This is a genomic window from Clostridium prolinivorans, assembly GCF_004011155.1.
Classification (GTDB): Bacteria; Bacillota; Clostridia; order Clostridiales; family Clostridiaceae; genus Clostridium_AT; species Clostridium_AT prolinivorans.
Map to the genome: position 1 here is coordinate 52088 of NZ_RJWG01000010.1, position 24814 is coordinate 76901.

Below are 24814 nucleotides of genomic sequence, written 5' to 3' on the forward strand. Positions count from 1 at the left end.
TATAAAATGGATATTATAATTTTCTATCTTTCATCATCTGTTTAAACATCTTGCTATTTATAAACTCCTCTTTATTTTCTATTATATTTTTAGCAATTTTTTCTTTCTGATGTAAATTTAACTTCAACTGTGATTCATTCATTTCTTTTATCCATTCAAAGAACTCTTGTCCAACTATACTTTTGATATACTGATTTTTCGCTCTAATTATTCCTCTGCAATTAAATATTTCTGTATTTTCCCAATATTCTTCTCGGTGCATTCTGTAAATTGTAATTAGAATTATTCCCATAAGGTTTGATATACTCATATATGTTTTTCTTTTAGAATTATAAAATGTATAGCCCCCTTCACTTCTGCTAAAAGCAACATGGGGATTCTGTTCTTTGAACTCCTTATATGCCTCTTTAATATCACCAAAGAAAAATATATGATTTTTAATATTACCTATATCATTTCTTTTTTTCATAAGATAATCTCTCATAATCTTTTCACTATCTATAAGAACTTGCAAATCATCAATTTGAATATCTCCGGCTTTTACAAAATCAATTATATCTAAATATAAATTTCTCCAATTCACTGACGTAATAAAATAATGAAGTCATTCATCATATTCAAATTCTTCTTTATTTTCTTTTAAGTATGGATAAAAAACTTTACTTGCAAAAAGTGTTTCTGCACTATTAAATCTCTCTTCACACTCTTTACATAATAAATAGTGTTTCTCTCCATCTTGCACAACCTTATTAGGATTATCAGTTCTTCTAATATTTCCAACAGATGTTTTCTTTAAATATCTGATTACAAATTTAGGAATAATATGGCTTAACTGGAGTTCTCTTTCTCTATAACATAATGCACATTTACCTATCATCTCTCTCATTCCCTTAAAACTTTTTACATTTAAAATAAAAGTTTTATTTAATTCATAACTATTTTATAGTAATACCTTCAGCGAGAACCCCAAGCAAAGTTCAGTCTTATTATACCAAGGTTTATAGAGAGTCCTACATATCTATGGAATTTAATAATATTAAATATACTATTTAATTTCATAAGACATCCCTCCTTTAATCCTATACTAGAATTAACATGGTTCTCGCAAGGGCTATTAGAATCCTCGCTCAAGGTATTAGTTCTGTGTATTTACAAGTAGATTGTAACATATCTATGTAAAAATATTCGTCACTTATTCCTAATTTCCTTTATTTGCTATCAAATAAATCTATTATTTAATCCTATAAAAATAGTCACATTAAGGAATTTTATCCTTACAATGACTCTTTTCCTACCATTTAAAATTACAATCATATCCCTTCTTATTTAATACCTGTTCAATTTCTTTATAAATTTCTTTCATATACTTCGGTTTAATCCCTGCTGTTTCTGCTAAATTCCATAACGTAATCTCTTTTCCCTGCATCTGTAATTCTTCTACAGCCCATTTAATTTTTCTTATATGGTATTCCTCCAGACTTTCCAAATCAGACTCTATATATGCTTTAGTCATGGGGAGTTTTTCTTTCTTTTTTGATAGCCATTCACTAACTCCCAACTTACCTCCTATGGTTGACCATGTTATTCTTTCAGGCTTGCCTTTTTTCATTTCTTTTACTATTTCTTATACTTGTGACAGTAATTCAGCATCTCTTTTAGCCCAATCAACAGCCTTCACTGCTTTTTTTATCCTGCGATAGTTTTGTTTCAGCCATTAACTATCATATCTTTTCAGCCATGTATATAGTCCATCATTTTTTCTTCTTATCTGGTTGCTGCTTATATCGGCATATTGAACATGAAGTTTAAGCCATTTAGTTATATATCATCATTGTACTTATTGTTCTGTTCCTTATCCCACCTTGCTTCCCATTCTTAGAACTAACTTTATTATTACAGAATCGACTTTATTATCATAGAACCAACTTTATTATCACAGAACCGACTTTATTATTTTATTGATTTCCTCTTGTTCCTTATCCCTAAAAACCTTACCCCTAACTATGTATATTTAAAATAAACTCCACTCCACCCACACCCCTCAAACCCTTGATTTTTCTACACCCTAATTTTTAACATATAATAAAGTCCGCTCTAAAATCTCATATTTTTATCCCATTTATTAACACTTTTTCCTTAATCCTTGTAATGATTTTTAAAATAAAGTCGGTTCCAAATAGGGATGTTTTGAAAGGAAAATAGGGATAAGTTTCATAGGGTAAGATTTAAGGTTTTATTCCACCCTTTCAGTTACTATATCAACATTATCTTCAATACAGCAGTCAATACTTCTCTCAATCCCTTTAAAATCAATAGTTTGAAGGCTTTAATCAGCACAATTTTCTAATCAAATTTCTAATGAAAAATCTAATCGCCTTAATCCTTACACCTTAACCCTAACTCAACAAAAAAACAAACCCCGCAGCCGTTCAGGATTTTTCCTACTTCGACTACGGGATTTTGGAACGAACTTTATTTTTATAGAGCAAACTTTATTATCATGGAGTGAACTTTATTTGAATTATACAGTTATTGTCAAATGCCATTTATTCATGAATTTTATATGGATAATGTAAAATAGAAAACCTTACAGCAAATGAGGCATATATCCACATTTACTGTAAGGTTAAATAACTAAACGCAATTTAACATCTAAATTTAGTTCCCAGAATATCATTTAAAGTCTATGGCCTTAACAGGACATTTATCGATTATCGCTTTCAATTCATTTATTTGTGTATCATTAAGTGTAGACTCTTTCCATTTTGCTTTCTTATCCACTACCTTAAAATGCTGAGGCATTAATTTTTCACACATTCCGCATCCAATACAATACTGCTCCTTAATATCAATGCCAGTTGCTTTGCTTAAACTTTGCTCTTCCTGAATAGGAATATCTTCTTTTTTTACAAATACAGTCATTAGATATGACATTATCAGTATGGATATTACTGTCAATATCCACCTTATCCCCATAAACTGTGCCCCTAAGAATTTTGCTTCATTGGCAAGCATGGGTACTTTTATTACTGCCCATGCACTTAATATAATAACTACATTTGCGATGCTGGCACCTTTCTTTAAAAGCATTTTGCAGATTGGGAATGCTGCATAAATAGGCCCTGCTGAAAAACTGCCCAATAAGAATGAGAATATACTCCCCTTTATTCCTGCTTTCTCCCCAAATCCATTCATGATTACTTCTTTAGGAACCCATGCTTCAATAATTGATGTAAGTATAAAAATCACAGGCATAATTTCAAACATTTCTATAATATAATACATGCTGTTTTTGACAGATAAGTAAGCCTTATCGGGCATTGCGATAAATAGAAAAATATATGCCAAAGATACTGCTGCCAGCAGTTTGTTCTTTTTAATTATTTCAATCATTTCACATAATCACTCCCATCGTCAGCGCTATTATAAGTGCAAATACAAAACTAAGAACATTACGGGTAGTAGCAAATTTCAAACCAAACTCTTGTTTTTCTAATGGGAATGTCACTATTCCAACCATCGTTAAAGTAGTTAAGAATGCAACGGCAGGGACAATACTTGCACCTGCATCTACAAAAGAACCTACCAGAGGAAATGCTACAAAGGCTGGAATCAATGTAATACTACCTACTAAGGCAGAAATAACGGTTGAAATAAACAGATTGGATTCTCCCAAAACATTCTTTATAACTTCAGGCGGTATGAAGGTCAGAATCAATCCTATAAGAAACAAGATGCCTACAATCTCTCCAATCATATTTTTCATCATACCTCTTGCCATTTTCATAGAATTAAATGTCTTTTGCTTGTTTTTAACAAGAGATGCGACAAACGCAGCCCCTGTTATCCCCCATAATGATGCTGTAAAAATATCCACCTTTCATCACTCCTTCTCCTTGTAGTTTTTAGGATTAGGTGATTTTACCACAAAGAATTCCAATACTTCTTCGTCTTGATTATGGACATTCATTTTTGTTTTGTATGGGATATTAATAATATCTCCCTTGGTGTAATGATGTGGTTCTTGTTCATTTAACTGCAAAGTCATTTTCCCTCGTACAATTATCATATAAACGTTGGAATTGGAATAGTGTTCAGGAAGATTTGTTCCTTTTGTAAGGACCATATGATTCAGGTGAATATTCTTATCATCCACAATCTTTTCAATTGTTTTGTCATCTGTAAGACTATATACATATTTTTTCTCCAGCATAAAAACTCTCCTTTCATTATGTTTAAATCTATATTATAATAAATCACAGCGATATACAGTTACCATGGTAACTATTTTTATAAAAAGGTGATATTTATGAACATAAAAGATTATCTGGACATTTTAAAACTAACAGGGTTATTTGACGGATTTTCTGTTGAAGAACTGCTTACTTTGTTTAAAACATACAATTATGTTATCTCTAAATATAATAAAGGCAGCATTATCCATTTTGAAAGTGAGAAATGCAATTACTGGGATATTATTTTAAAAGGCCAGGTATTTGTTCAAAAGATTGATGAAAAGGGAAATGTATTAACTATTACTGAATTTAAAGTTGGAGACAATATTGGGGGCAATCTATTGTTTTCAAGGTATCCTTATTATCCCATGAGTGTGGTGGCAAAATCAGATACTAAAATTTTACATATTGATAAAGATTTTGTACTGCAACTTTGTCAGACTAGCCAGGATTTCTTAATACAGTTCTTAACTTGCATATCGGACAAAACTGCTATCTTGACAAGCAAAATTAAATCAATCTCCATGAAATCTATAAGGGAATCTATCATTGAATTCTTAAACTATGAGTACTACTCTCAAAAAAATAAAGAAATAAAACTTAATATGACAAAAAAGGAATTAGCCGAAAGGTTAGGTATTCAAAGAACTTCTCTTTCCCGTGAACTCAATAAGATGAAAAAAGATGGGCTCATTGACTACAACACCCATTCTATTACTATCTGTGATTTTGATATTATTCGCAAATCTTGAGCAATAAACAGGGAACCCGTATTGAGTTCCCTTTAATCTGTTATTATCAACAATTAAACGCCTTTCATAATTATTGCAGGTCCGTAATAATTATTCTCTCTATCTTCTTTTCAAATGCTGTCAGGCTATCATCTATCAAAACATGCCCATAATAGTGGTCAATTTCTTTAGTTTCCCCATCTGAATATTTTATTGTGGTAATACAAGAAGGCTGGTCGGTAATGAACTCATTCTCTGGTTCATATATAAAAGACTTAAACCCAAATTCTTCAATCAAATCATTTAACTGTTTTACTTTTTTCTTTGATATTTTCCAGTGATGCTCACCAATTTTATATACAAACATTTCTCCATAATAATTTACATTCCCTTTGTTATCTACTGCTACACTATAGACAGGGCAAGTTCCAAAACACATTGTTCTCTGCAATTTTATGTATTCAAACATGATACACTTCCAATTAATGTGCATAATAAGAAAAGCATGAACCTATTTATCGGCTTTGTCTTGCTTTTTATTATTCCTAAACATATAAATCCCAACTAATTCAAGTCCAATTGCAAGTCCAATTCCTAAACCAGAAACGAAATCAGGCAGTTCTATTATATGCTTTAATAGTAATGTTACAGCAAGTATAATCATACCTGTTCCAAGAATTAAATTTTGGCGTTTCATATTATTTATTCCCCCCCTTTGTAATAATAGCCCCGCCCCAATACTCATCATCAATAGGAATCTGGATTAAATGATTCTCTTTTAATACTGAAAAAGACAGTTTATCCTGCCCCGTTACCCCCCGACTTGTTAAATCTGACTGTAAAGTCATTTGTTAATCTTAATATATCATCTTTAATCAGTTTATTTTTTTCAATAACCTGCTCAAGGTTCTTACTCGTTACTAATTCCGACATAATCTGTGCACCTTCTTAATTGTAATACAGTTCACACATATGAACTATGTCCTCTAAAATACCAAACATTTCTTGAGCCTTAGGGTTCAGGGCATGATTTTCTGGAGCATTGTCAGACAGCGGAAAAACAAGTTCCTTTTTCGTCTTATATTTTGGAACATAGTTTAGTAGTTGTTCTTCATTCATGTCCTGACTTTCCAAAATCTTTTGAATATGAGTTTTAAATGTAGCGAGGCTGTCAACTTCTCCTTTTATTAATTTATCCAAAGTAGGTCGTGAAATATTAGTAAGTCTTGAGAAGGAAGACTTTGTATATCCATTATCTTTAATGATGTTTAATATATTCTCACCGATTAATTTTCGATTTTCGAATAATAATTCCATGCTCATTTTTTACACCTTCTGCTATATTATACACCAAAAGTGTAAAAAAAAAGATACAGTTTGTAAAAATTATTTTTACAAACTGTTGGGATTATCTTTTCAGTTATAAAATTTCCTACCCTTTCTTTTTCAGTAAACTACAGGCTAAGTTTAACAGGTCTGCTTTTGCAAAATTCACATTCTTTATCCCTACATTTGGATTCTACCCATTTATTGAAATAAGCACAAAAAAATTTACTATAATTTTATTTTTAACCCTTTGATTTTTATAATTCGGTCAATATCTTCTTTGTCTTCTGTTAAAATGTAACTTAACCTTTCATGTGAAGTATTTATTAACCACGGCTTAGAATTTTTTATAAAACATAAATCCTCTGGCAGGTGCGGTTGAAGCCACTCATGCAAGGAATTTGATGCTTGCTTTAATATTTCTTTAGCGTTGTTATCAGTACTATAATAGTATACTAATGCTGGTTGTTCACACAAAGTTATTGTTCCAGGCCATTCAAACTGTTCTTTTACTTCTTTTAAAAATGGCTTTAATTTTTCGAGAACATTATCCATATTGTCTGATATATCCATATCACGTCTTACTACTAAAATGAATTCATCACAGATATCAAAAGCCAAATCAATTAAATCTCTATAGACTTTATTCTCAGGGTTATTATCTATAAACATAAATATTCTCCCATAATAGTGATATATTCAATTATCCAGCATAGCAATAAAGGCACCCATGCCCGCAACTCTGCCCACTATATGCTCCAATATCTCTTGACCTGGTACATCCACATTCTTTTCTTTGCCCTGCATCTTTTGCATGTGAGGCTCTTTTCCCGAACAATGCTTCAAGGTAAGCCCCATCTATACAATGGCCCTTCTTCACCCCAGGTACTCTTTCAATAATAGGACTGGTACATGTATAAATTGTGACCCCGTATTTATCTGCAATCTCCACTAATTCGCTTACTAATTCAATCTGCTGTTGCTGTGAAGGAATTGAACAAATAAACTTCGATGCTTTCATTCTTTGTTCTACTTTTTTATACAGGCAAAGAAAACTTATGGTACAGCGATTTACTCCAAAGGAAGAAATATTCCTGCATAAAGCCTCAAACACCTTTAGCCTTGCTCTTGCAAAATTATCTGGTGTCGGTTCGTTCTCTCCCCTGATACTAAGAATAATAGGGTCAAATCTCCAGTTTATTTGATTAGGTGAGTACTTTAGAGCCAGTTGTTCCATCTGCCTGACTGCCTCATTTGTATCAATAACATTTGGCTCAAGAAATTTGGAGTAGCCTGTGATTGTAAACTGAAAGTACAGATTATACAGCGACAAATATCCAGGGTTTTTAAGTACATTGGCAAACGACTTTGACCACAGGCATATGGAATGAACCCTTTCAGGCGTCAAGTCCAACATGTATGTTTGTTTATTGTAAGGGTTTTTTACCATTACATATTTATTTTTCAGATATTCCTGAAGCCAATCATAATAAAACGCAGGAATATCCGTCCTTCTGCTGCAACTTATTATCTCGAACATTGATTCAGATTATTACCCCCATAAAAAAGTTTATGTTTACGAAAAAAGTTTGTGTTTACGGTATGTGTAAGAATATTGGATACTATTTTATATATCCGCCATGGAAAGACAATCTATATATTTCAATACCATCAAAGTATATTGCCTCATTCCCGTTAAACTCAGATATATCTCCCTTCCATGAACATTTATAAACAAACTTATCCTGTTCAAATAAAGCAGGTCCTCTGAATGGTTTTTCAACAGGAACTGCCTTTAATGCACTTTTCAAACATTTGCTGAATCCTGGCGGAACTTCGTCAACGAGCATCTTCCCATAGTAATTCATTCCCCATATGGGCTTTTGATTTTCAAATACCACTTCTTCACCAATGAAATCGGTGCTCCCGAAGTAAGAGTCTATGTATAGTAAATCCCCTTCACTATAATGTAAATCCTTTGAGTTCGGCCTTGAAAATGCAGAAAGAGCCCTATCTCCAGCATATGTATTTATCTTTGCTCTGATCAGAAATTCTTTTAAAGCCAATTCTGTGCAGTTCATTGCCTTTATCAACCTTCCTGTTTAGTCTCACTTTTTCTTTACTCTTTTTAAAATCATTGAAATAACAATCAATGCTGCCCCAATTATAAGCAGGCTTAAGTACATAAACAACTGAAATGACCCGCTGCCAAAATAGCTGAATGGATATGGTCCATTTATAATCCAAATATATCTTTCATAATCACCATGAATAAACCAATATAAAATTATCGGACTAATTGTAAAGATAAATCCTAAGCCCAGCAAAAAATCTGATATATATTTTATTGACGAGTATTTCCCCATCACCCTGCCCCCTGCCCCCTTGCACCATAAACACATGAAATAAACATTACATAACATTAAAGAATGACTTTACCAGTCATTCCATTCGTCAAACCCTTCCCTTGCTCCTGTAAAGAAAAACTCTGTATGCCTGCATTTAGGACAGACATATACGTCAAAAGTCAAATGCTCTTCAATATCAAATAAGGCTCCTAATATTCCTCTATTATTATCCTGAGAATCAAAGCGATATTCTTTCAGATACTTCATTTGCTCTTTACACCTTAAACACTCAAACTGCTTTTCCATTTTTAGTTATACTCCTTCCACTTTATTCTCATTAAAATCATTCTATGTTCCTAACGGATTGGCAGTAAAAGAGGAATAAATATGAACTATACTATAACAAAATACTCTCAGTACCAGGAAACATACAGGTATTGCCATTAACGGTACAATGTTAAGATTAATGTATACTTTCCCTGACAATTGAGAATCTACAGCAACGAATTTTCCTAACAGCAATCCTAAAAATACAAGTGATATTCCATCCACTATTGGATAAGCAAAAAGTTCGGTCAGTGATGTGCTTGAAACGTGAGGTAAAGGCTCAAATAAGTATATACACCACATCATGCAGAATAAAAAACCGAACATTAAACCTTTTTTAATCTTTGTTCCTGGTAGACGACCCTGTATTATGACGAATACTACCGCTAATAAAAAATAGGTTATTAGTGCATAAATCGTAAAAGAGGGTATTAATAATCCTGCTTTGACGATTGCACTCGGAGGAAAAGGATTATTACCGCTTGAAGGAATAAAAGCCTGCAGTATCAATCTAAATATTGTTGCTGATAATGCTACTAAAAATAGCGTCAACCATCTTTTCTTGTTAATTTCAAAAAGCATTGATTTCATAGAGTTTGACCTCCAGTTTAAATTTTAAATCTATTACGAGGTAATAGCATCTTTTTCATCAGGTCCACCTTGAAATTATATCATCAGATTCGAAGCATCTTCCATCCACTGCCTATGAAATAGATTGAAAAGGCTATAATAAATATACCCAACAATAAAATAATCCAGCGATATACAACATCACTTATCAGTTTCTTGCCCCTGGAAAATGCTATGGAAATTGCTGAATACCATACAAAGTCCGATAAAATATGTCCTCTCTTAATCAAATGCAAACCCTTAATCTTTACTTTATCATCTTCAATGCATAATTAACTTCATCTACGCTGAATTCTTCAGGGTCAAAAGAACCTCCCACCCATTCAAGCATGGATTCATGCTCTGGATGCTGCGGGTCTTGTATTGCTTCAAGAAAGTTCTCATATCCCCATGGTCCCCCTACATCTTCAGGAGGACAGTTTCTTTTGCCACCTATACATATTGGATATTTAATGCCTTCTTCCGGGTCAAGCACCTTCTCAACAACAATGTCATGTCTCCAGTCATCACCAAAATCGTAAACATATCTGAATTTATCCTTTGGCGCAAAGTTCATACTGCTTAACTTTACCCTTTTTGCACTTTTTACTTCATATCTGTCGTAAAAGTCCCAGTCATCATCTTTTTCCCCAATAATCATTTCTCCCAGCCTGAACTCATAAAGGTGGGATTCAAACCATCCCATCGCATACTGGATTATCCTGTGGAGTTTATAAAACGTGATATCGTCTCTAACCAATACCCTCCTCCAGACAGGAGGCTTTACATCTTTTAATGTTATTTTCAACTGAAGAATTTTCATAATCTCACGTCTCCTTTATTTGTATTTATGCACTTCTATTTTATCATTTCTCTATGTTCTGTAACAGTAAAAACAATATTCTATTATCATTATGCATTAATCTTTATTTTTCCAAAATATAGAAATCCATTCCTAAAATTTTTCTACTTCTCTCTTTCGCTATTTCAATTTTATCGTATTTTTTAATACTTTCAGGAATCTTTACTTCCATGGGCTTTATATTAAGGTGCTTTGCCTCTTCGAATCTCCTTATACAATCCTTTCGGTTTTCTCTTTTGGTTTTGTTGGCATACTATGACTCCTTAATATTTTTCATAATGATTACAGGTTCATAATAAACGTCTGTAGTAATCCCTATCTTCTGTACCCGCCATTTTAGTGGGTCACTTTTTATATACTCTTTTTCTACTAAATCTATGGCTTCTTTTTCTGAATCAGAGATAACTATGTACTTAATTGGCGACTCTGGAACTCTCTCTTCCACCTGATATATGTACAGTTTTGGATTTACATATTTTTTAGTGCCTATTATTCTCTCTATCTTCTTTTCAAATGCTGTCAGGCTATCATCTATCAAAATATGTCCATAATAGTGGTTAATTTCTTTAGTTTCCCAATTAGAATACTTTACTGTGGTTATGCAAGAAGGACAGTCGGTAATAAACTCATCCTCTGGTTCATATACGAAAGACTTAAACCCAAATTCTTCAATCAAATCATTTAACTGTTTCACTTTTCTCATTGATATTTTCCAGTGATGCTCACCATTTTTATATACGAACATTTCTCCATTATAATTTACATTGCCTTCTTTATCCACTATTACAGAGTAAACATGGCAAGTCCCATAGCACATTGTTCTCTGCAATTTTATGTATTCAAACATGATACACATCCAATTAATGTACATAATAAGAATATTACGACATACCTATATAGAACAATTAAAGGTAATGTTTATAGCAGTAAGTTATTCTAAATCTTGAACATTCATTTTATCCAATTCATTTCGCAATTTCAGTTTTTCTCTGCAAGCAAAATATATCGCTAAAAATATAAGCGTTGGAATATTAGATATAAGAAAAACAGGTATAACAGATACAAACATTGATATCATACTCGTTTTCTCTGATTGCGAAGTAATTGTTTCATCACTCACTACAACACCATCAATGGTTTTAGTCACTATAGTAGTCTCTGTATTCGTATACATTGATAAAGAAAGAACGGTCACTATCGAAAATATAAAACAGATTAAAGGAATAATTAGTCCCAACCATTTATTCTTCGATTTGGAAAGAAATATTTGTAGCCAAATGCTCCCTGCAAGAAACAGTAGCAAAATAATTATGGCAATTGCTGTATTTTGCATCTATTTGTCCTCCTTTTGTGTTTTCTTGTACTCGCTTATTAAAATTTTTGCCGTATTAAAATCGATTTTATCATTTACTGCTAGACGCTTAATTAGTGCAATATATGGCTCATTTGCAGTATCTTCACTGATTTGAATTTTTTGTATCAGTTTATCAAGCCTTAAGCGTACTGTCGGATAAGTAACGCCATAAAGATTGGCAATTTTTTTAAGTGAACCAGATTCCATAATAAATTTTTTGATGAATAATATATCTTCATCATCAAGATTTGCCATCCATTCAGGTACTACTTCTATAGCCATATCAAAACCTCCTTTAATAATATTAAGTATAAACCTTAATATTATTAAAGTCAATAATCAATATTATATTTAATATACTTAAATTGCAATATTAAATGCAACACCCCTGTGAAAAAATCATGTAGAATAGGACTGACAATAGTCAAAATCAGCCTTAAGCCCATCTTAATAATAACAGGAGATGGCGTGCATGGGTTTGTCAAGGGCTGCGTAGCAGGCGGAGCTTTACCCTTGATAAACCACAAGCGACATCTATAATATTCAAAATATGGGATTAAGCAATCTTCGATAGTTCTTCATAAAAATATTTTTCTGGGGTTTTGTAATTTAGCAATTTACGTGGCAACCTATTCATCCAATTTTGAATCCTTTGAATTGTATCAAAAGATAAGTCTTTGATGCTTTTATCCTTAGGGATAAAACGACGTATAAGACCATTATGACGTTCATTAGTACCCCTTTCGAAGGAAGAATAAGGGTGAGTATAGTATACCTCTATACCATATTCTTTAAGCAAAGTTTCTAAATTACTAAATTCAACCCCATTGTCAGCTGTGATACTTTTAAATACATGTTTAAAAGTATCTCTATACATCTCCATAAGCTTTTTTATTGAATCATCAACAGATTTACTATCTTTAGCATTTAAAGTTATCATTATTTCATAACGGGACTTACGCTCTGTTAGAGTCAAGAGAGCATTATCACCGGACTTTTTACCAATGACAGTATCTATTTCCCAATCTCCGAATTCTTCACGGGTATTTACTTCTTCTGGTCTTAAATCAATACTTTTACCTAAGATACGCTTATTTTGCTTAATTCTTTTATTCTTAGGTTTTAAGCGTAGTTTTAAAGTAAATCTATGTTCGTATGACTTTAGGTGTTTAAAAGAACGTACAGATGTGTTACAATTAATATTATAAACCATAGTGAAAACCTCCTGTATGTTTAGAGTTGACACCTATATCATACATGATTTTCACTATGGTTTTAATATTTTTTATCTGTTGCATTTAATTTTACAATGAACCGATCTAGAAACCTATTACGGTGATACACTTCCAAATGAAGTAGGTACAGGTTCTGTAAAAATGTTTGTAGCCTTATATAAAGGAATAGAGTATAAGATATCAGAAGACACTTACCTTCCAGAAGCAGCTGTAACTTTGCTTAAAGAAAAAGCTTCTCTTACAAAAGAACAAAAGGAATATATTGAATCCCACACTGTAAAAATTTCCAAATAAAGCATACACATTTCTACATGAAGATGATTAAGGATGTTTAAAATTCATTCTCAATCATCTTTTCATTGATTTGATTGAATGACATTTATTCATAATATTTACAAAAAGGATATTTAGATTTTATGTCGAATATATCCCATATATAGGATTCCTTATACAAAGCTGGCCCAAGGAAGATATTTGCTGAACTTGCGGCTAACGCCTTTTCTACTTTTGGTATTACTGTTAAAAATATTAATTATGATACTACCTCCAAGGTTATGTGGGGTCAATATGAGGCTATTGACGGCAGTCAGGATGTAATAACCATTAACTTTGGACACAGCAAGGCTAAAAGGGATGATAAAAAGCAAATTAAAATGTCCCGTCCAACACTCTGGGCTATATTTGATATTTTTATTACTGTAAGAGTAAGGGTTATTAAAAATGGTAAATCAACTGAAAGGCAATTTGTCCATCCATTAAACGATAGCATAAAGAAGGTACTACGATATCTTGGTATATCAGAGGACATTTTTATTCAAGGAACAAGTAAGTCCTAGAAATTCTGTTTTTTGAGTTAAGAAAAATGTCCTGATTTTCACATGCCTTTCAGCGAAATATGAGATACTAGCATTATATAAAGTGTTTTCCATAAGTACTTTTTATTTATTACAATTATTTACAGAATAAAGGTTAAAATTTTTAGTAAATATTTTAATATAAAAAAGCATATTCAAGCTTTATTGGTATAATTAATTATATAAAATTTTTGCAGACTGGGGGATACCATATGCTTGTAGCACATAATCATGATGAAATAATAAAAAAATCACATAAACGATGCATTGACTACGGTGTTGAGAAGGAAAGAATTTTTCCCATAACAATTTTAAAAGGAAAGGAGTTTAATTTAATTTTAGAAAAAAATAACGATTTAATAAAAATTGCTAGGCCTTTTATGGAGATACTTTATGATTTTTTAAAGGGATCTGGATTCTCATTATATCTTACAGATAAAGATGGTTTTGTTCTCACTATTATAGGGGATGAAGATATAATAAGGGACCAGGCAAAAATGGGAATTGTAGTCGGTGCGGATATGAGTGAAAAAAGTACTGGAACTAATGCAATAGGAACTGCACTTCATGAAGATTGTTCTTTTCAAATTTCAGGAGAAGAACATTTTATAAATGCATATCATGTTTGGACATGCTCTGCTGCTACTATCCATAGTGAAGATGGAGATATAGTTGGATGTCTTAATCTTACCGGAAGGCGCCAATTGGCACATCCTCATACATTAGGTCTTGTTGTTGCAGCAGTAAAATCCATTGAAAATCAGATGAAAGTTGAAAAAGCCCAAAATGAATTGTTCAGAGCTTATCAATACTTAAATAAGATTATAAATTCAATAAACTCAGGAATTTTTGCAGTAGACACAAATGGATTAGTAAAAGCTATTAATAATAGTGCATGTAAAATGCTGGAAGTTAGAGAAGAAGATGTGATAAATAGAAATGTTGAAAATGTTTTAGATAACTGGAAATATATATTCGATCAGCTTAAGATAGGGAATGATTATGAAAATAAAGAAATCATATATTCAGGCGGGGAAAAGAAGAAAAGGTTTAACTTAAATATGTATCCTATAAAAAACCAAAAAGGCACTATAACTGGAATGGTTGGAATATTAAATTATATACAGAATGTATATAATTTAGTCAATAAATACACAGGTATGAGAGCAACTTATACTTTTGATGATATTATAGGTAAAAGTAAAGAAATTTTAAAAATAAAAGAACAGGCAAGAAGTATAGCCAATAGTCCTTCTACGGTGCTTATTCAAGGAGAAAGTGGAACAGGAAAAGAACTTATTGCTCAATCAATTCATAACAGCAGTAATAGAAAAAATAATAGTTTCGTGGCAATAAACTGCGGTGCCATACCTAAAAGTTTAATAGAAAGTGAGCTTTTTGGATATGAAGAAGGAGCTTTTACAGGAGCAAAACGAGGAGGACATCCTGGAAAATTTGAACTCGCTAATGGAGGGACTTTATTTTTAGATGAAATAGGAGAAATGCCTCTGGATATGCAGGTAAATCTTTTACGAGTACTTCAAGAAGGTTGTGTTACTAGAGTAGGTGGAAATAAATATATAAATATAGATGTAAGGATTATTGCAGCTACAAACAAGGATTTAAAAAAAGAGGTGGAAAAAGGAACTTTCCGTGAAGATTTGTATTATAGGTTAAGTGTAATTCCTATATATGTACCTCCTCTTAGGGAAAGAAAAGAAGACATTGAAATTCTTATGGAGCACTTTTTAAAAGTTAAAGCTATTAAATTAGGTAAACCCATACCTAAAATAAGACATGATATATATGAAAAGATTATTAATTATAATTGGCCTGGAAATGTTAGAGAAATGGAGAATTGTATTGAAAATATTGTAAACCTGGATGGAAATACTTCTTTTAATTTTAAAATTGAAGGCCTGTCAAAAGAACAAAGCAATTCAAGTGAAAAAATTCTAGAGTATGATATGTGTTCACTAGAACAATGGGAACTAAAAGCAATAAAAAGTTGCATAGATAAATGTAATGGTAACATTACAAAGGCTTCCAGAATTCTAGGGATAAATAGGAGTACTCTATATTCAAAGTTAAAAAAATATAATATAGGATAAATGTGAGAGTAATCTATATTCAAAGTTAAAAAATATTTTGTTATGTTAATAACAATACAAATAAAAATGTATAAAAACACAACAGTGTTGAAAAAAACAACATTTTTTTATTTCATTAATGTTGTTTTTTTCAACACTTTTTTAAAAGAAGTTTAATATTTTACAGAACATTGTATAAATTTAGAGCTTTTTTTCATATATATTATATTTGGCACATTATTTGCTTATAAAAAACATTGTGAAAATTAAAACTATATTATTAATATGTAGGTGAAATAACTATTTAATAACTAATTATTTTCAGAATAGTATTATAGTAGTTAAAATAATAACTATTATAATAAAAACTTAGTTCTATGAATTTGCATAATGTAATATACAGCTTGCAGTTGGTGTAAAAGTTAAGTTAAATAGTTACCAATTAAATTAAATTAAATATATACTATATTTAACAAAAAATTACTTAGGAGGGTTTTAAAGTGAAAGGTTTTGCAATGTTAGGTATCAATAAGTTAGGATGGATTGAAAAGGCACGTCCAGTGGCAGGTCCATATGATGCGATTGTGCGTCCGCTGGCTGTATCCCCTTGTACATCAGATATACATACTGTTTTTGAAGGAGCAATTGGAGACAGGCATGATATGATTTTAGGTCATGAAGCTGTAGGTGAAGTTATTGAAGTTGGCAGCGAAGTTAAAGATTTTAAACCTGGCGATAGAGTAGTAGTTCCTGCTATAACTCCTGATTGGAGATCTATTGAGGTTCAAGCAGGATTCCATCAACATTCAAATGGTATGCTTTCAGGTTGGAAATTTTCAAACTTTAAGGATGGTGTATTCGGAGAATATTTTCATGTAAATGATGCAGATATGAATCTTGCACATTTACCTAATGAAATACCTTTAGAAAGTGCTGTTATGATAACAGATATGATGACTACTGGTTTCCATGGTGCAGAACTAGCAGATATACAAATGGGATCCAGTGTTGCAGTAATAGGTATAGGAGCAGTTGGACTAATGGCAATAGCAGGTGCAAAATTACGTGGTGCAGGTAGAATTATAGGTGTAGGAAGCAGACCTGTTTGTGTTGAAGCTGCAAAATTCTATGGAGCAACAGATATAGTAAACTACAGAGATGGAGACATAGTTAAACAGATTATGGATTTAACTAATGGAAAAGGTGTTGACCGTGTAATCATGGCAGGAGGCGGTACAGAAACATTAGCACAGGCAGTAACTATGGTTAAACCTGGCGGTGTAGTTTCCAATGTTAATTACCATGGAAGCGGAGAAACACTCCCAGTACCTCGTTTAGAATGGGGTTGTGGAATGGCGCATAAGACTATTAAAGGAGGTCTTTGCCCTGGCGGACGTCTTAGAATGGAAATGTTAATAGATCTTGTAAAATACAATCGTGTTGACTTAAGTAAATTAGTTACACATGTATTTAATGGCTTTGAAAATATAGAAAAAGCACTTCTTTTGATGAAGGATAAGCCAAAGGATTTAATTAAACCAGTGGTTATAGTAGAAAAATAATTTTTATAATCTCCTTTGCTATATTTTATAGCAGAGGAGATTGTTGTGTGAAATTTTAAAATGGAGGAATATAGATGTTTAAAATAGTAGATAAGAGAAAACTAACAAATAACATCTATCTTATGGATGTAGAAGCACCAAGAGTTGCAAAATCAGCTAATCCTGGTCAATTTGTTATAGTTAAAATGGATGAAAAGGGAGAAAGAATACCTCTTACAATTTGCGATTATGATAAAGAAAGAGGTACTGTAACTATAGTATTTCAAGCTATAGGAACTTCAACAAAGGTAATGGCAGAATATGAAGTTGGAGACAGTTTTTTAGATTTTGTAGGGCCTCTTGGACAACCATCAGAAATGGTGCATGATGATATAGAAACTTTAAAAAACAAGAAAATTATTTTTATAGCTGGCGGGGTAGGAACAGCTCCTGTATACCCTCAAGTTAAGTGGTTGAATAATCAGGGAATAAAGGCAGATGTAATCATAGGTGCTAAGTCAAAGGATTATTTAATACTAGAAGAAGAAATGAAAAAAGAAGCGGGCAGCGTTTATGTAGCTACAGATGATGGTTCTTATGGATTTAAAGGACTTGTTACTGATTTATTGAAAGATTTAGTTAAGAACAAAGGTAAAAAATATGATCTAGTTATAGCTATAGGGCCAATGATAATGATGAAATTTGTATCTGTACTTACTAAAGAATTAGGAATTAAAACAATAGTAAGCTTAAATCCAATAATGGTAGATGGAACAGGCATGTGTGGAGCTTGCAGAGTTACCGTTGGAGGGCAGGTAAAATTTGCTTGTGTTGATGGACCAGAATTTGATGGACATTTAGTAGACTTTGATGAAGCTATGAGAAGACAAGCTATGTATAAGACTGAAGAAGGTAGAAAACTTCTTAGAGAAATAGAAGGGGAAACTCACCATAGAAAAGGCTGCGGTTGTGGAGGTGACAAGTAATGGATAGAATGAAAAGAATCCCTATAAGAGAACAAAATCCAAAGGTGAGAGTTACTAATTTTGATGAGGTTTGTTTAGGATATACTAAAGAAGAGGCAATGCAAGAAGCTTCAAGATGTTTAAACTGCAAAAATCCTAGATGCGTAGCAAATTGCCCAGTATCTATAAGTATACCTGAATTCATATCACAGGTTAAAGAAGGAAATTTTGAAAAAGCAGCTAAAATTATAGCTAAATCCAGTGCACTTCCAGCAGTATGTGGAAGAGTATGTCCACAAGAAAATCAATGCGAAGGACAATGTGTACTTGGGATAAAAGGAGAAGCTGTAGCTATAGGTAAGCTTGAAAGATTTGTAGCAGACTGGTCAAGAGAAAATAATATAGATTTATCAGAAACAAAGCCTAAAAATGGCAAAAAGGTAGCTGTAATAGGAAGTGGCCCAGCAGGCCTTACTTGTGCAGGAGATTTAGCTAAATTAGGCTATGATGTAACTATATTTGAAGCTCTGCATGAACCAGGTGGAGTTTTAGTTTATGGAATTCCTGAATTTAGACTTCCAAAGGATACAGTAGTTAAACATGAAGTAGATAACGTTAAAAAATCAGGTGTTAAAATAGAGACTAACGTTATAGTTGGTAAAACTGTTACTATAGATCAGTTATTTGAAGAAGAAGGATTTAATGCAGTATTTATAGGTTCTGGTGCTGGCCTTCCCAAATTTATGGGAATACCAGGAGAGAATTTAAATGGAGTGTTCTCAGCAAACGAATTCTTAACAAGAAATAATTTAATGAAAGCATTTAAACAAAATTATGATACACCTATAAAAGTAGGTAAGAAGGTAGCTGTTGTAGGTGGTGGAAATGTTGCAATGGATGCTGCAAGAACAGCATTAAGACTTGGAGCAGAGGTTCATATAGTTTACAGAAGATCAGAAAAAGAGCTGCCAGCAAGAGTTGAAGAAGTACACCATGCAAAAGAAGAAGGCGTGATATTTGATTTGCTAACAAACCCAGTAGAAATTATAGGTGACGAAAATGGCTGGGTTAAAGGAATGAAATGCATAAGAATGGAACTTGGTGAACCAGATGCATCAGGAAGAAGAAAGCCTGTAGAAGTTAAAGGCTCAGAGTTTATAATGGATGTAGACACAGTAATTATGTCCCTTGGCACATCACCAAATCCATTGATATCTTCTACAACTAAAGGATTAGAAATTAATAAACATAAATGTATAGTAGCAGAAGAGGAAACAGGACGCACATCAAGAGAAGGAGTATTTGCAGGTGGAGATGCTGTAACAGGAGCAGCTACAGTAATACTTGCTATGGGTGCAGGAAAGAAAGCTGCAAAGGCTATTGATGAATATTTAAGTAAGCAAATAAATTAGATGAATGCTTAGTGTAAACTTTCTGAAAATTACTACTGGGACATCCCCAGTAGTAATTTTTTAATTTTAGGGAATGACTAAATAATGAGTTAGTATTAAGATAAACCTCCGGGGCGTACCCCCTTATGAGTACTGTAGTATTAAAATTTTTATTTATCTCTGTGATTAAAGTTCTTATGAACCGGAAAGCACCGTCCTTTTTGTTTTTTAAACTTTTATTATATCTTTACTATATTTGCTAAGAAAATAATTTATGAATTTTTTTGAAGCATTATTAACTTTTGCGTCTTTTTTTACTATAAATCCTGCATCCCAAAATGCCGTAGGGACATCTATGGGTATGCATCGTATATTATTGTACTTTTCAACATGAGTTAACTTATCCACAAAAACGAATATACCCTTATTCAATTCAACAAAATCATAGGCCACATTTAAATCATGGCTGGATTTAAAATAAACATTAGGAATAAATCCTGCTTTATTAAAATGCTCCATAAGAACACGCTGAATGCGAAATGTATCATCTAAAAGAATAAATTTTTCATTTTTAAGATCTTCAAATCGAACGCTTTTTTTAGCCGCTAATGGATTATTTTTGTTTACTATTACAATAAGACCCTCTTTCATTAAATGATAATACTTGAAATTCTTTTCATCTTTAGGATTAACCGTGAGAGCTAAATCAAGGTAGCCATTTAATACATTTAATTCACACTCCACATCTGAATACTCTCCTATATCAATTTCAACGCCAAGGTACTCCCTTCGAAATTCAATAATCTCTTTCGCTCCTAAAATTTGCAGGGTTCCCGGTGCAAATCCTATTTTAAGTTTTTCTTTTTGTCTGTCCACTTTATTATTTATGTCGAAAATAAAATCATCGAAATCCTTAACTAAAGCTTCTGCTTTTGGTAAAATGTACTCTCCAAGTTCGGTAAGATTAACCCCTCTGGAATTTCTGATAAAAAGAGATGCACCAATTTCTTTTTCTAAATTATTAATTATTCTACTCAATGCCTGCTGAGTAATAAACAATTCCTTTGCTGCTTTTGTGAAACTATTGCTATGACATACCTTTACAAAATACTTTAGAGAAGCTATATCCATATTATATCACCTTAAATTAATAGAGTCTGCATTGTATAATTTATTATACAATACAGACTCTATGCAGTACAAATTATTAAATTCTTAATCAATAATTTTCTTATTTATTCTCTAATATCTTAAACCGTCAAATATTACATTATTTTTTATTATATCTAATGTCAAAAGTGCAGATTTTAGATTAAGAAATTTTGAGGAACATTACTTTCGCGCATCCGAGTTTTTTCACTTCTGGACCAAGCAAGCTGATTGTTGCCTCCTTGTATTTTATAAATTGTATGCACTTATAAAACCTGTTTCCATTGCATTTCTTATTCTTCCAACTTTTTTAGCATCTCCAAGCACACTCACCTTATCAAAAGCAGATTTTATTTCATCGATTAACTCTTTATTTGGTGCTGTTCCCAGAGATATTACAATATAATCAAAATCATAATACTCATTTTCTCCGGTTTCAGTATTTTCAAAAGTAACTTTGTTTTCTTCTATCTTAACCAGCTTATGTTTTGGATATAACTTTACTCCTAAAGGCTCTATGTGGCTCATCACATCTATTAGATTCTGGAAGTAAAGCCCCGGTCCTATTTCGTCAGCCATTTCAAATACACTGACGTCATTACTGTTTTCAGCAAGATAATGTGCTGTTTCAAGGCCAGTCATTCCTGAGCCTACAACTGCAATCTTCTTATTATTCAACTTTACTTTCCCATTTAATATATCTACAGCAGATAATACATTTTCTCCTTCTATACCTGGTATTGATCTTGGTATTATCGGATTTGAACCTTGAGCAATAAATACTGCATATGGGTTAAGCTCTTTTAAGCTTTCAATAGTAGGCACTGTATTGTATCTTATTTCAACTTCTGCTTTTTCAATCTGGTATTTCAAATAATCTATCAACCAGTTGATTTTTTCTTTTTTAGGAGGCTTATTAGCAAGTTCCAGCTGTCCACCAAGTTTATCTGATTTTTCAAATATCACAGGCTTATATTTTCTAATAGCTAAAACTCTTGCGGCTTCAAGTCCTGCGGGGCCTGCCCCAATTATAGCTACAACTTTTCCTTCGCCATCTTCTTTAAAATCATTATATTCATATTCTCTTCCACTTTGTATATTAATGCCGCATTGGCATGGTATGTCACTCAAATCAGCTTTCATTAAGGTTTCCATACAATGCAGACATGATATACATTTTCTTATTTCATTTACCTTTCCTTCTTTAGCTTTATTCGACCACTCCGGATCTGCATAGTGTTGTCTTGCTGATCCAGCAAAATCAATCTTTCCTTCTTTAATCATCTGATCTGCATATTCAGGGTCTCTAATGACAGCAACACCTATGACAGGTATGTTCACTGCTTTTTTTATGGTTTCCGGTAGATGGATCTTCCATCCCTGTTCAAACGAAGAAGGTTCCCATGCCACATTCATAGTTTCATATATTCCACAACTGATATCAAGTGCATCTACCCCTAGCTCCTCTAGCCTTTTAGCTATTTTAACGCTTTCTTCAATATGAAGCCCTTTTTCTGGAAGTCCCACATACCCTAAAAATTCGTCAACTGATAATCTTACTATCAATGGATAATCTTTGCCGCATTTTTCTCTTATGCCAATAATTATTTCTTCCAAAAATCTCATCCTGTTTTCAAGACTTCCGCCATATTTATCAGTCCTCTTATTTGTGTACGGGCTTAGAAACTGATTTATCAAGTATCCATGAGCACCATGGAGCTCAACTCCATCGATACCTGCTTTTTTAAGTCTTACTGCAGCATTTACAAACTTGTCTACCATATCTTCAATTTGCTCGATTGTCATCGCTTCAGTTGGCTGATGTACTGCCTTACACTCTACTTCACTGGGTGCTAACATTGGTAAGTTGCCATTTATAAAAGTTATCCCCTGTCTTCCTGGATGGTAAATCTGCACTACTATTTTGCTGTCGTATTTATGAATTTCATCAGCTAAAGCTTTAAGACCTGGTATAAATTTATCATCATAAACACATATCTGCTTATTGTTTCCTTTCCCTCTTTCACCATCAACTACTGAACATTCTGTAAATACAACACCAACTCCACCTTTAGCCCTTGCACCATAAAAATAGATATCTTTTTCTGATACGGTTCCGTCAGTGTTAGCCAGTGCATTACCCATAGATGTGAATACTATTCTGTTTTTTGTTTCCATTGTTCCGATTTTTCCCTTTGAAAATAAACTCTCAAACACTTTATTACCTCCTTATAATTTAAGTTTTGTTAAAATATTAACTAACATTTCCCTACGTTATGTATCATTTAATGTATAAATTCATATTACATATTAATTGTTTTGGCCAATTTTGTATAACACTAAACTATTGTGTCAGCTACAACTTTTCATGATATCTTAACTTAATCAAAAATTGCCATCCCCTAGTGTTAAAATAGTTGTCGTAGGGAATAAAAAATGATATGCTCGAACAAAGGAGAGATAAACCTATGGCAAAAGATATTAATAGATATACCAAAAAAAAGAGAGGAAGATTGATAAGCCTCTCAGATCGCATAAGAGTAGTAGAACTCAATGAAGCAAAGGATAATGGTCCAGGCTAGCGCCAGCCTGTGATGTGGTAGGAATAAGTGTCAGAACCTATGAACGTTGGTGCAGTGAAGGCGGTGTAAAAGAAGATAGGAGGCGTTCAGCTGAGAGACCTGCACCAAAGAATAAACTAACAGATGAAGAATATCAAAGTATTATAAACATTGTAAATATGCCTGAATTTGCAGACTTACCGCCATCACAGATAGTTCCTGCACTTGCAAATAGAGGTATATACATTGCTTCAGAGTCAACAATGTATAGAATATTGAGAAAGAAGAACATGCAGCAGCATCATCGTGGAAGAAGCAAGCCACCTGAAAAGTCAAAGCTTCCAATAACCCACATAGCTAAAGCTCCAAATCAAGTTTGGTCTTGGGATATTACCTAAACAATTAATCTGTCTTTTTCTGTTAAAAGTCTTAACATACCTACCCCACCCATTTAATTTTTTATTTAGTATTTTTCTTATACACAGAACTTTGAATAGCTATTCACATTCATTCATATACCGTACACAATTTCTACCGGCAGCTTTTGCCTCATACATCATTTTGTCTGCCTTATTCACCAATGTGTCAGCCGTATCCCCCGAACAGTAAGTACTCACTCCGAAGCTAGCTGTTACTCTGCCCACACCCGGTATATCCATACGGCTTAAACTTTCCCGCAGTTCTTCCGCCAAACGAACCGCATTTTTTATAGTTGTATCTAACAGCAGTATAACAAATTCCTCTCCGCCCCAGCGGGCCAGAATGTCTATTTTGCGAATCCTGTTCTTAATCAATTCTACTATGTTTTTAAGAACCAAATCACCGGCGTTATGACCGAAGCGGTCGTTAATACTCTTAAAGTGGTCTATATCCAGCATAATCAAGGAAAACGTATTCCCGTTCCGTCTAGCACGTTCTATTTCTTCCTCAAGTTTTTGTGTAAAATATCTGCGGTTATAACTGTCTGTAAGGCAATCAGTTACAGATAAGCATCGTAAATCATCTTCCAGCCGCTTTTTTTCAGTAATATCATCGATGATTAACTGAGCACCTGTTACTGTATTTCTATTTGCCAGCGGTTTAACATGAACTCGCAACCATACTTTCTTGCCCCATTTGGTTTCATAATTCATTTCGTATGTACCGGGCTTATTATTTTGCAAACATTCTTATTAATGCTAAAATAATATTGTACAAAGTTGCTAATATTTTTATGTACAACATTGACTAAAAATT

At 32.7% G+C, this 24814-nt stretch carries 32 protein-coding genes and 1 pseudogene; 9 read left to right on the top strand and 24 right to left on the bottom strand.

What is annotated here, in order from left to right; all coding sequences use genetic code 11:
• Positions 1 to 13 precede the first annotated feature (13 nt).
• The 6 genes from EGD97_RS08950 to EGD97_RS08975 all read right to left on the bottom strand — a co-directional run bounded on the left by EGD97_RS08950 (position 14) and on the right by EGD97_RS08975 (position 4213).
• Positions 14 to 469 carry a hypothetical protein gene (locus tag EGD97_RS08950; RefSeq protein WP_164850191.1) on the bottom strand — a complete coding sequence of 152 codons (456 nt, stop codon included), beginning with the start codon at positions 467 to 469 and terminating at the stop codon, positions 14 to 16.
• A gap of 135 nt (positions 470 to 604) precedes the next feature.
• Entirely contained in the window at positions 605 to 877 is a 273-nt protein-coding gene (locus EGD97_RS08955; protein WP_127837101.1) for a hypothetical protein, read from the bottom strand.
• 414 nt (positions 878 to 1291) lie between these two features.
• Complete coding sequence (locus EGD97_RS12515) at positions 1292 to 1558, bottom strand: hypothetical protein (protein ID WP_205693978.1); 267 nt, start codon at positions 1556 to 1558, stop codon at positions 1292 to 1294.
• A gap of 1115 nt (positions 1559 to 2673) precedes the next feature.
• Positions 2674 to 3393, bottom strand: a complete 720-nt coding sequence (locus tag EGD97_RS08965) for a permease (RefSeq protein WP_127837102.1) — start codon at positions 3391 to 3393, stop codon at positions 2674 to 2676.
• 1 nt (position 3394) lies between these two features.
• Entirely contained in the window at positions 3395 to 3877 is a 483-nt protein-coding gene (locus tag EGD97_RS08970) for a permease (protein WP_127837103.1), read from the bottom strand.
• A gap of 6 nt (positions 3878 to 3883) precedes the next feature.
• Complete coding sequence (locus EGD97_RS08975; protein ID WP_127837104.1) at positions 3884 to 4213, bottom strand: cupin domain-containing protein; 330 nt, start codon at positions 4211 to 4213, stop codon at positions 3884 to 3886.
• A 96-nt stretch (positions 4214 to 4309) separates the two neighbouring features.
• Between EGD97_RS08975 and EGD97_RS08980 the strand changes: the two genes are divergently transcribed.
• A complete protein-coding gene (locus EGD97_RS08980; protein WP_127837105.1) occupies positions 4310 to 4987 on the top strand; it encodes a Crp/Fnr family transcriptional regulator in 678 nt (225 codons plus the stop codon).
• 70 nt (positions 4988 to 5057) lie between these two features.
• Here the strand turns inward: EGD97_RS08980 and EGD97_RS08985 are convergent, their stop codons facing one another.
• From EGD97_RS08985 to EGD97_RS09060, 15 genes and pseudogenes are all read right to left on the bottom strand, one after another.
• Positions 5058 to 5435 (bottom strand): DUF6438 domain-containing protein, encoded by a 378-nt coding sequence (locus EGD97_RS08985; protein ID WP_228201998.1) that lies wholly within the window; start codon positions 5433 to 5435, stop codon positions 5058 to 5060.
• A 42-nt stretch (positions 5436 to 5477) separates the two neighbouring features.
• Complete coding sequence (locus tag EGD97_RS08990; RefSeq protein WP_127837106.1) at positions 5478 to 5663, bottom strand: hypothetical protein; 186 nt, start codon at positions 5661 to 5663, stop codon at positions 5478 to 5480.
• 251 nt (positions 5664 to 5914) lie between these two features.
• Positions 5915 to 6289 (bottom strand): helix-turn-helix domain-containing protein, encoded by a 375-nt coding sequence (locus EGD97_RS09000; protein ID WP_127837107.1) that lies wholly within the window; start codon positions 6287 to 6289, stop codon positions 5915 to 5917.
• A 231-nt stretch (positions 6290 to 6520) separates the two neighbouring features.
• Complete coding sequence (locus tag EGD97_RS09005; RefSeq protein WP_228201999.1) at positions 6521 to 6913, bottom strand: stage III sporulation protein AH; 393 nt, start codon at positions 6911 to 6913, stop codon at positions 6521 to 6523.
• 82 nt (positions 6914 to 6995) lie between these two features.
• Positions 6996 to 7832, bottom strand: a complete 837-nt coding sequence (locus EGD97_RS09010) for a DUF1848 domain-containing protein (protein ID WP_127837109.1) — start codon at positions 7830 to 7832, stop codon at positions 6996 to 6998.
• Positions 7833 to 7914: 82 nt separating this feature from the next.
• Positions 7915 to 8373 carry a DUF5680 domain-containing protein gene (locus EGD97_RS09015; protein ID WP_127837110.1) on the bottom strand — a complete coding sequence of 153 codons (459 nt, stop codon included), beginning with the start codon at positions 8371 to 8373 and terminating at the stop codon, positions 7915 to 7917.
• Positions 8374 to 8400: 27 nt separating this feature from the next.
• The gene (locus tag EGD97_RS09020; protein WP_127837111.1) at positions 8401 to 8658 is read right to left on the bottom strand and encodes a hypothetical protein; all 258 of its coding nucleotides are present in this window, start codon (positions 8656 to 8658) and stop codon (positions 8401 to 8403) included.
• Between the two features lie 69 nt (positions 8659 to 8727).
• Positions 8728 to 8946, bottom strand: a complete 219-nt coding sequence (locus EGD97_RS09025; RefSeq protein ID WP_094549752.1) for a zinc ribbon domain-containing protein — start codon at positions 8944 to 8946, stop codon at positions 8728 to 8730.
• Between the two features lie 42 nt (positions 8947 to 8988).
• Positions 8989 to 9558, bottom strand: a complete 570-nt coding sequence (locus tag EGD97_RS09030) for a hypothetical protein (RefSeq protein ID WP_127837112.1) — start codon at positions 9556 to 9558, stop codon at positions 8989 to 8991.
• 83 nt (positions 9559 to 9641) lie between these two features.
• Complete coding sequence (locus EGD97_RS09035) at positions 9642 to 9833, bottom strand: LysE family transporter (protein ID WP_323052685.1); 192 nt, start codon at positions 9831 to 9833, stop codon at positions 9642 to 9644.
• Between the two features lie 11 nt (positions 9834 to 9844).
• The gene (locus EGD97_RS09040) at positions 9845 to 10399 is read right to left on the bottom strand and encodes a plasmid pRiA4b ORF-3 family protein (RefSeq protein ID WP_127837113.1); all 555 of its coding nucleotides are present in this window, start codon (positions 10397 to 10399) and stop codon (positions 9845 to 9847) included.
• Positions 10400 to 10691: 292 nt separating this feature from the next.
• Positions 10692 to 11309, bottom strand: a complete 618-nt coding sequence (locus tag EGD97_RS09045; protein WP_323052686.1) for a DUF6438 domain-containing protein — start codon at positions 11307 to 11309, stop codon at positions 10692 to 10694.
• Between the two features lie 60 nt (positions 11310 to 11369).
• A complete protein-coding gene (locus EGD97_RS09050) occupies positions 11370 to 11771 on the bottom strand; it encodes a hypothetical protein (protein WP_127837115.1) in 402 nt (133 codons plus the stop codon).
• Positions 11772 to 12074, bottom strand: a complete 303-nt coding sequence (locus EGD97_RS09055) for a DUF2089 family protein (RefSeq protein ID WP_228202002.1) — start codon at positions 12072 to 12074, stop codon at positions 11772 to 11774.
• 274 nt (positions 12075 to 12348) lie between these two features.
• Positions 12349 to 12930 (bottom strand): annotated as a pseudogene (locus EGD97_RS09060) (IS30 family transposase); the annotation flags it as partial.
• Positions 12931 to 13168: 238 nt separating this feature from the next.
• Here EGD97_RS09060 and EGD97_RS12410 point away from each other — a divergent pair.
• From EGD97_RS12410 to gltA, 6 genes are all read left to right on the top strand, one after another.
• Positions 13169 to 13321 carry a hypothetical protein gene (locus tag EGD97_RS12410; protein ID WP_164850192.1) on the top strand — a complete coding sequence of 51 codons (153 nt, stop codon included), beginning with the start codon at positions 13169 to 13171 and terminating at the stop codon, positions 13319 to 13321.
• Between the two features lie 260 nt (positions 13322 to 13581).
• Complete coding sequence (locus EGD97_RS09065; protein WP_127837117.1) at positions 13582 to 13863, top strand: hypothetical protein; 282 nt, start codon at positions 13582 to 13584, stop codon at positions 13861 to 13863.
• A 230-nt stretch (positions 13864 to 14093) separates the two neighbouring features.
• Positions 14094 to 15992 (top strand): sigma-54-dependent Fis family transcriptional regulator, encoded by a 1899-nt coding sequence (locus EGD97_RS09070; RefSeq protein WP_127837118.1) that lies wholly within the window; start codon positions 14094 to 14096, stop codon positions 15990 to 15992.
• 479 nt (positions 15993 to 16471) lie between these two features.
• Positions 16472 to 17533 carry an NADP-dependent isopropanol dehydrogenase gene (locus EGD97_RS09075; protein ID WP_127837119.1) on the top strand — a complete coding sequence of 354 codons (1062 nt, stop codon included), beginning with the start codon at positions 16472 to 16474 and terminating at the stop codon, positions 17531 to 17533.
• 74 nt (positions 17534 to 17607) lie between these two features.
• Entirely contained in the window at positions 17608 to 18498 is an 891-nt protein-coding gene (locus EGD97_RS09080; RefSeq protein WP_127837120.1) for a sulfide/dihydroorotate dehydrogenase-like FAD/NAD-binding protein, read from the top strand.
• Positions 18498 to 19889: an NADPH-dependent glutamate synthase gene (gltA, locus tag EGD97_RS09085; protein WP_127837121.1), complete on the top strand. Its 1392-nt coding sequence runs from the start codon at positions 18498 to 18500 to the stop codon at positions 19887 to 19889. The genes EGD97_RS09080 and gltA overlap by 1 nt, the downstream gene beginning before the upstream one ends.
• A 207-nt stretch (positions 19890 to 20096) precedes the next feature.
• Here gltA and EGD97_RS09090 read toward each other — a convergent pair whose 3' ends face one another.
• Entirely contained in the window at positions 20097 to 20999 is a 903-nt protein-coding gene (locus EGD97_RS09090; RefSeq protein WP_127837122.1) for a LysR family transcriptional regulator, read from the bottom strand.
• A 267-nt stretch (positions 21000 to 21266) separates the two neighbouring features.
• Positions 21267 to 23234, bottom strand: coding sequence for an oxidoreductase (locus tag EGD97_RS09095; protein ID WP_127837123.1), 1968 nt, complete (start codon positions 23232 to 23234; stop codon positions 21267 to 21269).
• Between the two features lie 224 nt (positions 23235 to 23458).
• Between EGD97_RS09095 and EGD97_RS12415 the strand changes: the two genes are divergently transcribed.
• Together EGD97_RS12415 and EGD97_RS09100 are read left to right on the top strand one after the other, a co-directional pair.
• Complete coding sequence (locus EGD97_RS12415) at positions 23459 to 23599, top strand: hypothetical protein (RefSeq protein ID WP_164850193.1); 141 nt, start codon at positions 23459 to 23461, stop codon at positions 23597 to 23599.
• 14 nt (positions 23600 to 23613) lie between these two features.
• Positions 23614 to 23976, top strand: coding sequence for a helix-turn-helix domain-containing protein (locus EGD97_RS09100; RefSeq protein WP_127837124.1), 363 nt, complete (start codon positions 23614 to 23616; stop codon positions 23974 to 23976).
• A gap of 99 nt (positions 23977 to 24075) precedes the next feature.
• Here EGD97_RS09100 and EGD97_RS09105 read toward each other — a convergent pair whose 3' ends face one another.
• Positions 24076 to 24741 carry a GGDEF domain-containing protein gene (locus EGD97_RS09105; protein ID WP_228202003.1) on the bottom strand — a complete coding sequence of 222 codons (666 nt, stop codon included), beginning with the start codon at positions 24739 to 24741 and terminating at the stop codon, positions 24076 to 24078.
• Positions 24742 to 24814 lie beyond the last annotated feature (73 nt).

Coding starts and splice junctions, on each gene's coding strand:
- EGD97_RS12415 (WP_164850193.1), top strand. CDS start 23,459: ATGCTCGAACAAAGGAGAGATAAACCTATGGCAAAAGATATTAATAGA.
- EGD97_RS09010 (WP_127837109.1), bottom strand. CDS start 7,832: ATGTTCGAGATAATAAGTTGCAGCAGAAGGACGGATATTCCTGCGTTT.
- EGD97_RS09025 (WP_094549752.1), bottom strand. CDS start 8,946: ATGGAAAAGCAGTTTGAGTGTTTAAGGTGTAAAGAGCAAATGAAGTAT.
- EGD97_RS09045 (WP_323052686.1), bottom strand. CDS start 11,309: ATGTACATTAATTGGATGTGTATCATGTTTGAATACATAAAATTGCAG.
- EGD97_RS09055 (WP_228202002.1), bottom strand. CDS start 12,074: ATGGCTATAGAAGTAGTACCTGAATGGATGGCAAATCTTGATGATGAA.
- EGD97_RS08975 (WP_127837104.1), bottom strand. CDS start 4,213: ATGCTGGAGAAAAAATATGTATATAGTCTTACAGATGACAAAACAATT.
- EGD97_RS09020 (WP_127837111.1), bottom strand. CDS start 8,658: ATGGGGAAATACTCGTCAATAAAATATATATCAGATTTTTTGCTGGGC.
- EGD97_RS09030 (WP_127837112.1), bottom strand. CDS start 9,558: ATGAAATCAATGCTTTTTGAAATTAACAAGAAAAGATGGTTGACGCTA.
- EGD97_RS09050 (WP_127837115.1), bottom strand. CDS start 11,771: ATGCAAAATACAGCAATTGCCATAATTATTTTGCTACTGTTTCTTGCA.
- EGD97_RS09040 (WP_127837113.1), bottom strand. CDS start 10,399: ATGAAAATTCTTCAGTTGAAAATAACATTAAAAGATGTAAAGCCTCCT.
- EGD97_RS09090 (WP_127837122.1), bottom strand. CDS start 20,999: ATGGATATAGCTTCTCTAAAGTATTTTGTAAAGGTATGTCATAGCAAT.
- EGD97_RS08990 (WP_127837106.1), bottom strand. CDS start 5,663: ATGAAACGCCAAAATTTAATTCTTGGAACAGGTATGATTATACTTGCT.
- EGD97_RS09000 (WP_127837107.1), bottom strand. CDS start 6,289: ATGAGCATGGAATTATTATTCGAAAATCGAAAATTAATCGGTGAGAAT.
- EGD97_RS08965 (WP_127837102.1), bottom strand. CDS start 3,393: ATGATTGAAATAATTAAAAAGAACAAACTGCTGGCAGCAGTATCTTTG.
- EGD97_RS08985 (WP_228201998.1), bottom strand. CDS start 5,435: ATGTTTGAATACATAAAATTGCAGAGAACAATGTGTTTTGGAACTTGC.
- EGD97_RS08955 (WP_127837101.1), bottom strand. CDS start 877: ATGATAGGTAAATGTGCATTATGTTATAGAGAAAGAGAACTCCAGTTA.
- EGD97_RS08950 (WP_164850191.1), bottom strand. CDS start 469: ATGAAAAAAAGAAATGATATAGGTAATATTAAAAATCATATATTTTTC.
- EGD97_RS09065 (WP_127837117.1), top strand. CDS start 13,582: ATGTGGGGTCAATATGAGGCTATTGACGGCAGTCAGGATGTAATAACC.
- EGD97_RS09070 (WP_127837118.1), top strand. CDS start 14,094: ATGCTTGTAGCACATAATCATGATGAAATAATAAAAAAATCACATAAA.
- EGD97_RS09015 (WP_127837110.1), bottom strand. CDS start 8,373: ATGAACTGCACAGAATTGGCTTTAAAAGAATTTCTGATCAGAGCAAAG.
- gltA (WP_127837121.1), top strand. CDS start 18,498: ATGGATAGAATGAAAAGAATCCCTATAAGAGAACAAAATCCAAAGGTG.
- EGD97_RS09080 (WP_127837120.1), top strand. CDS start 17,608: ATGTTTAAAATAGTAGATAAGAGAAAACTAACAAATAACATCTATCTT.
- EGD97_RS12410 (WP_164850192.1), top strand. CDS start 13,169: ATGTTTGTAGCCTTATATAAAGGAATAGAGTATAAGATATCAGAAGAC.
- EGD97_RS08980 (WP_127837105.1), top strand. CDS start 4,310: ATGAACATAAAAGATTATCTGGACATTTTAAAACTAACAGGGTTATTT.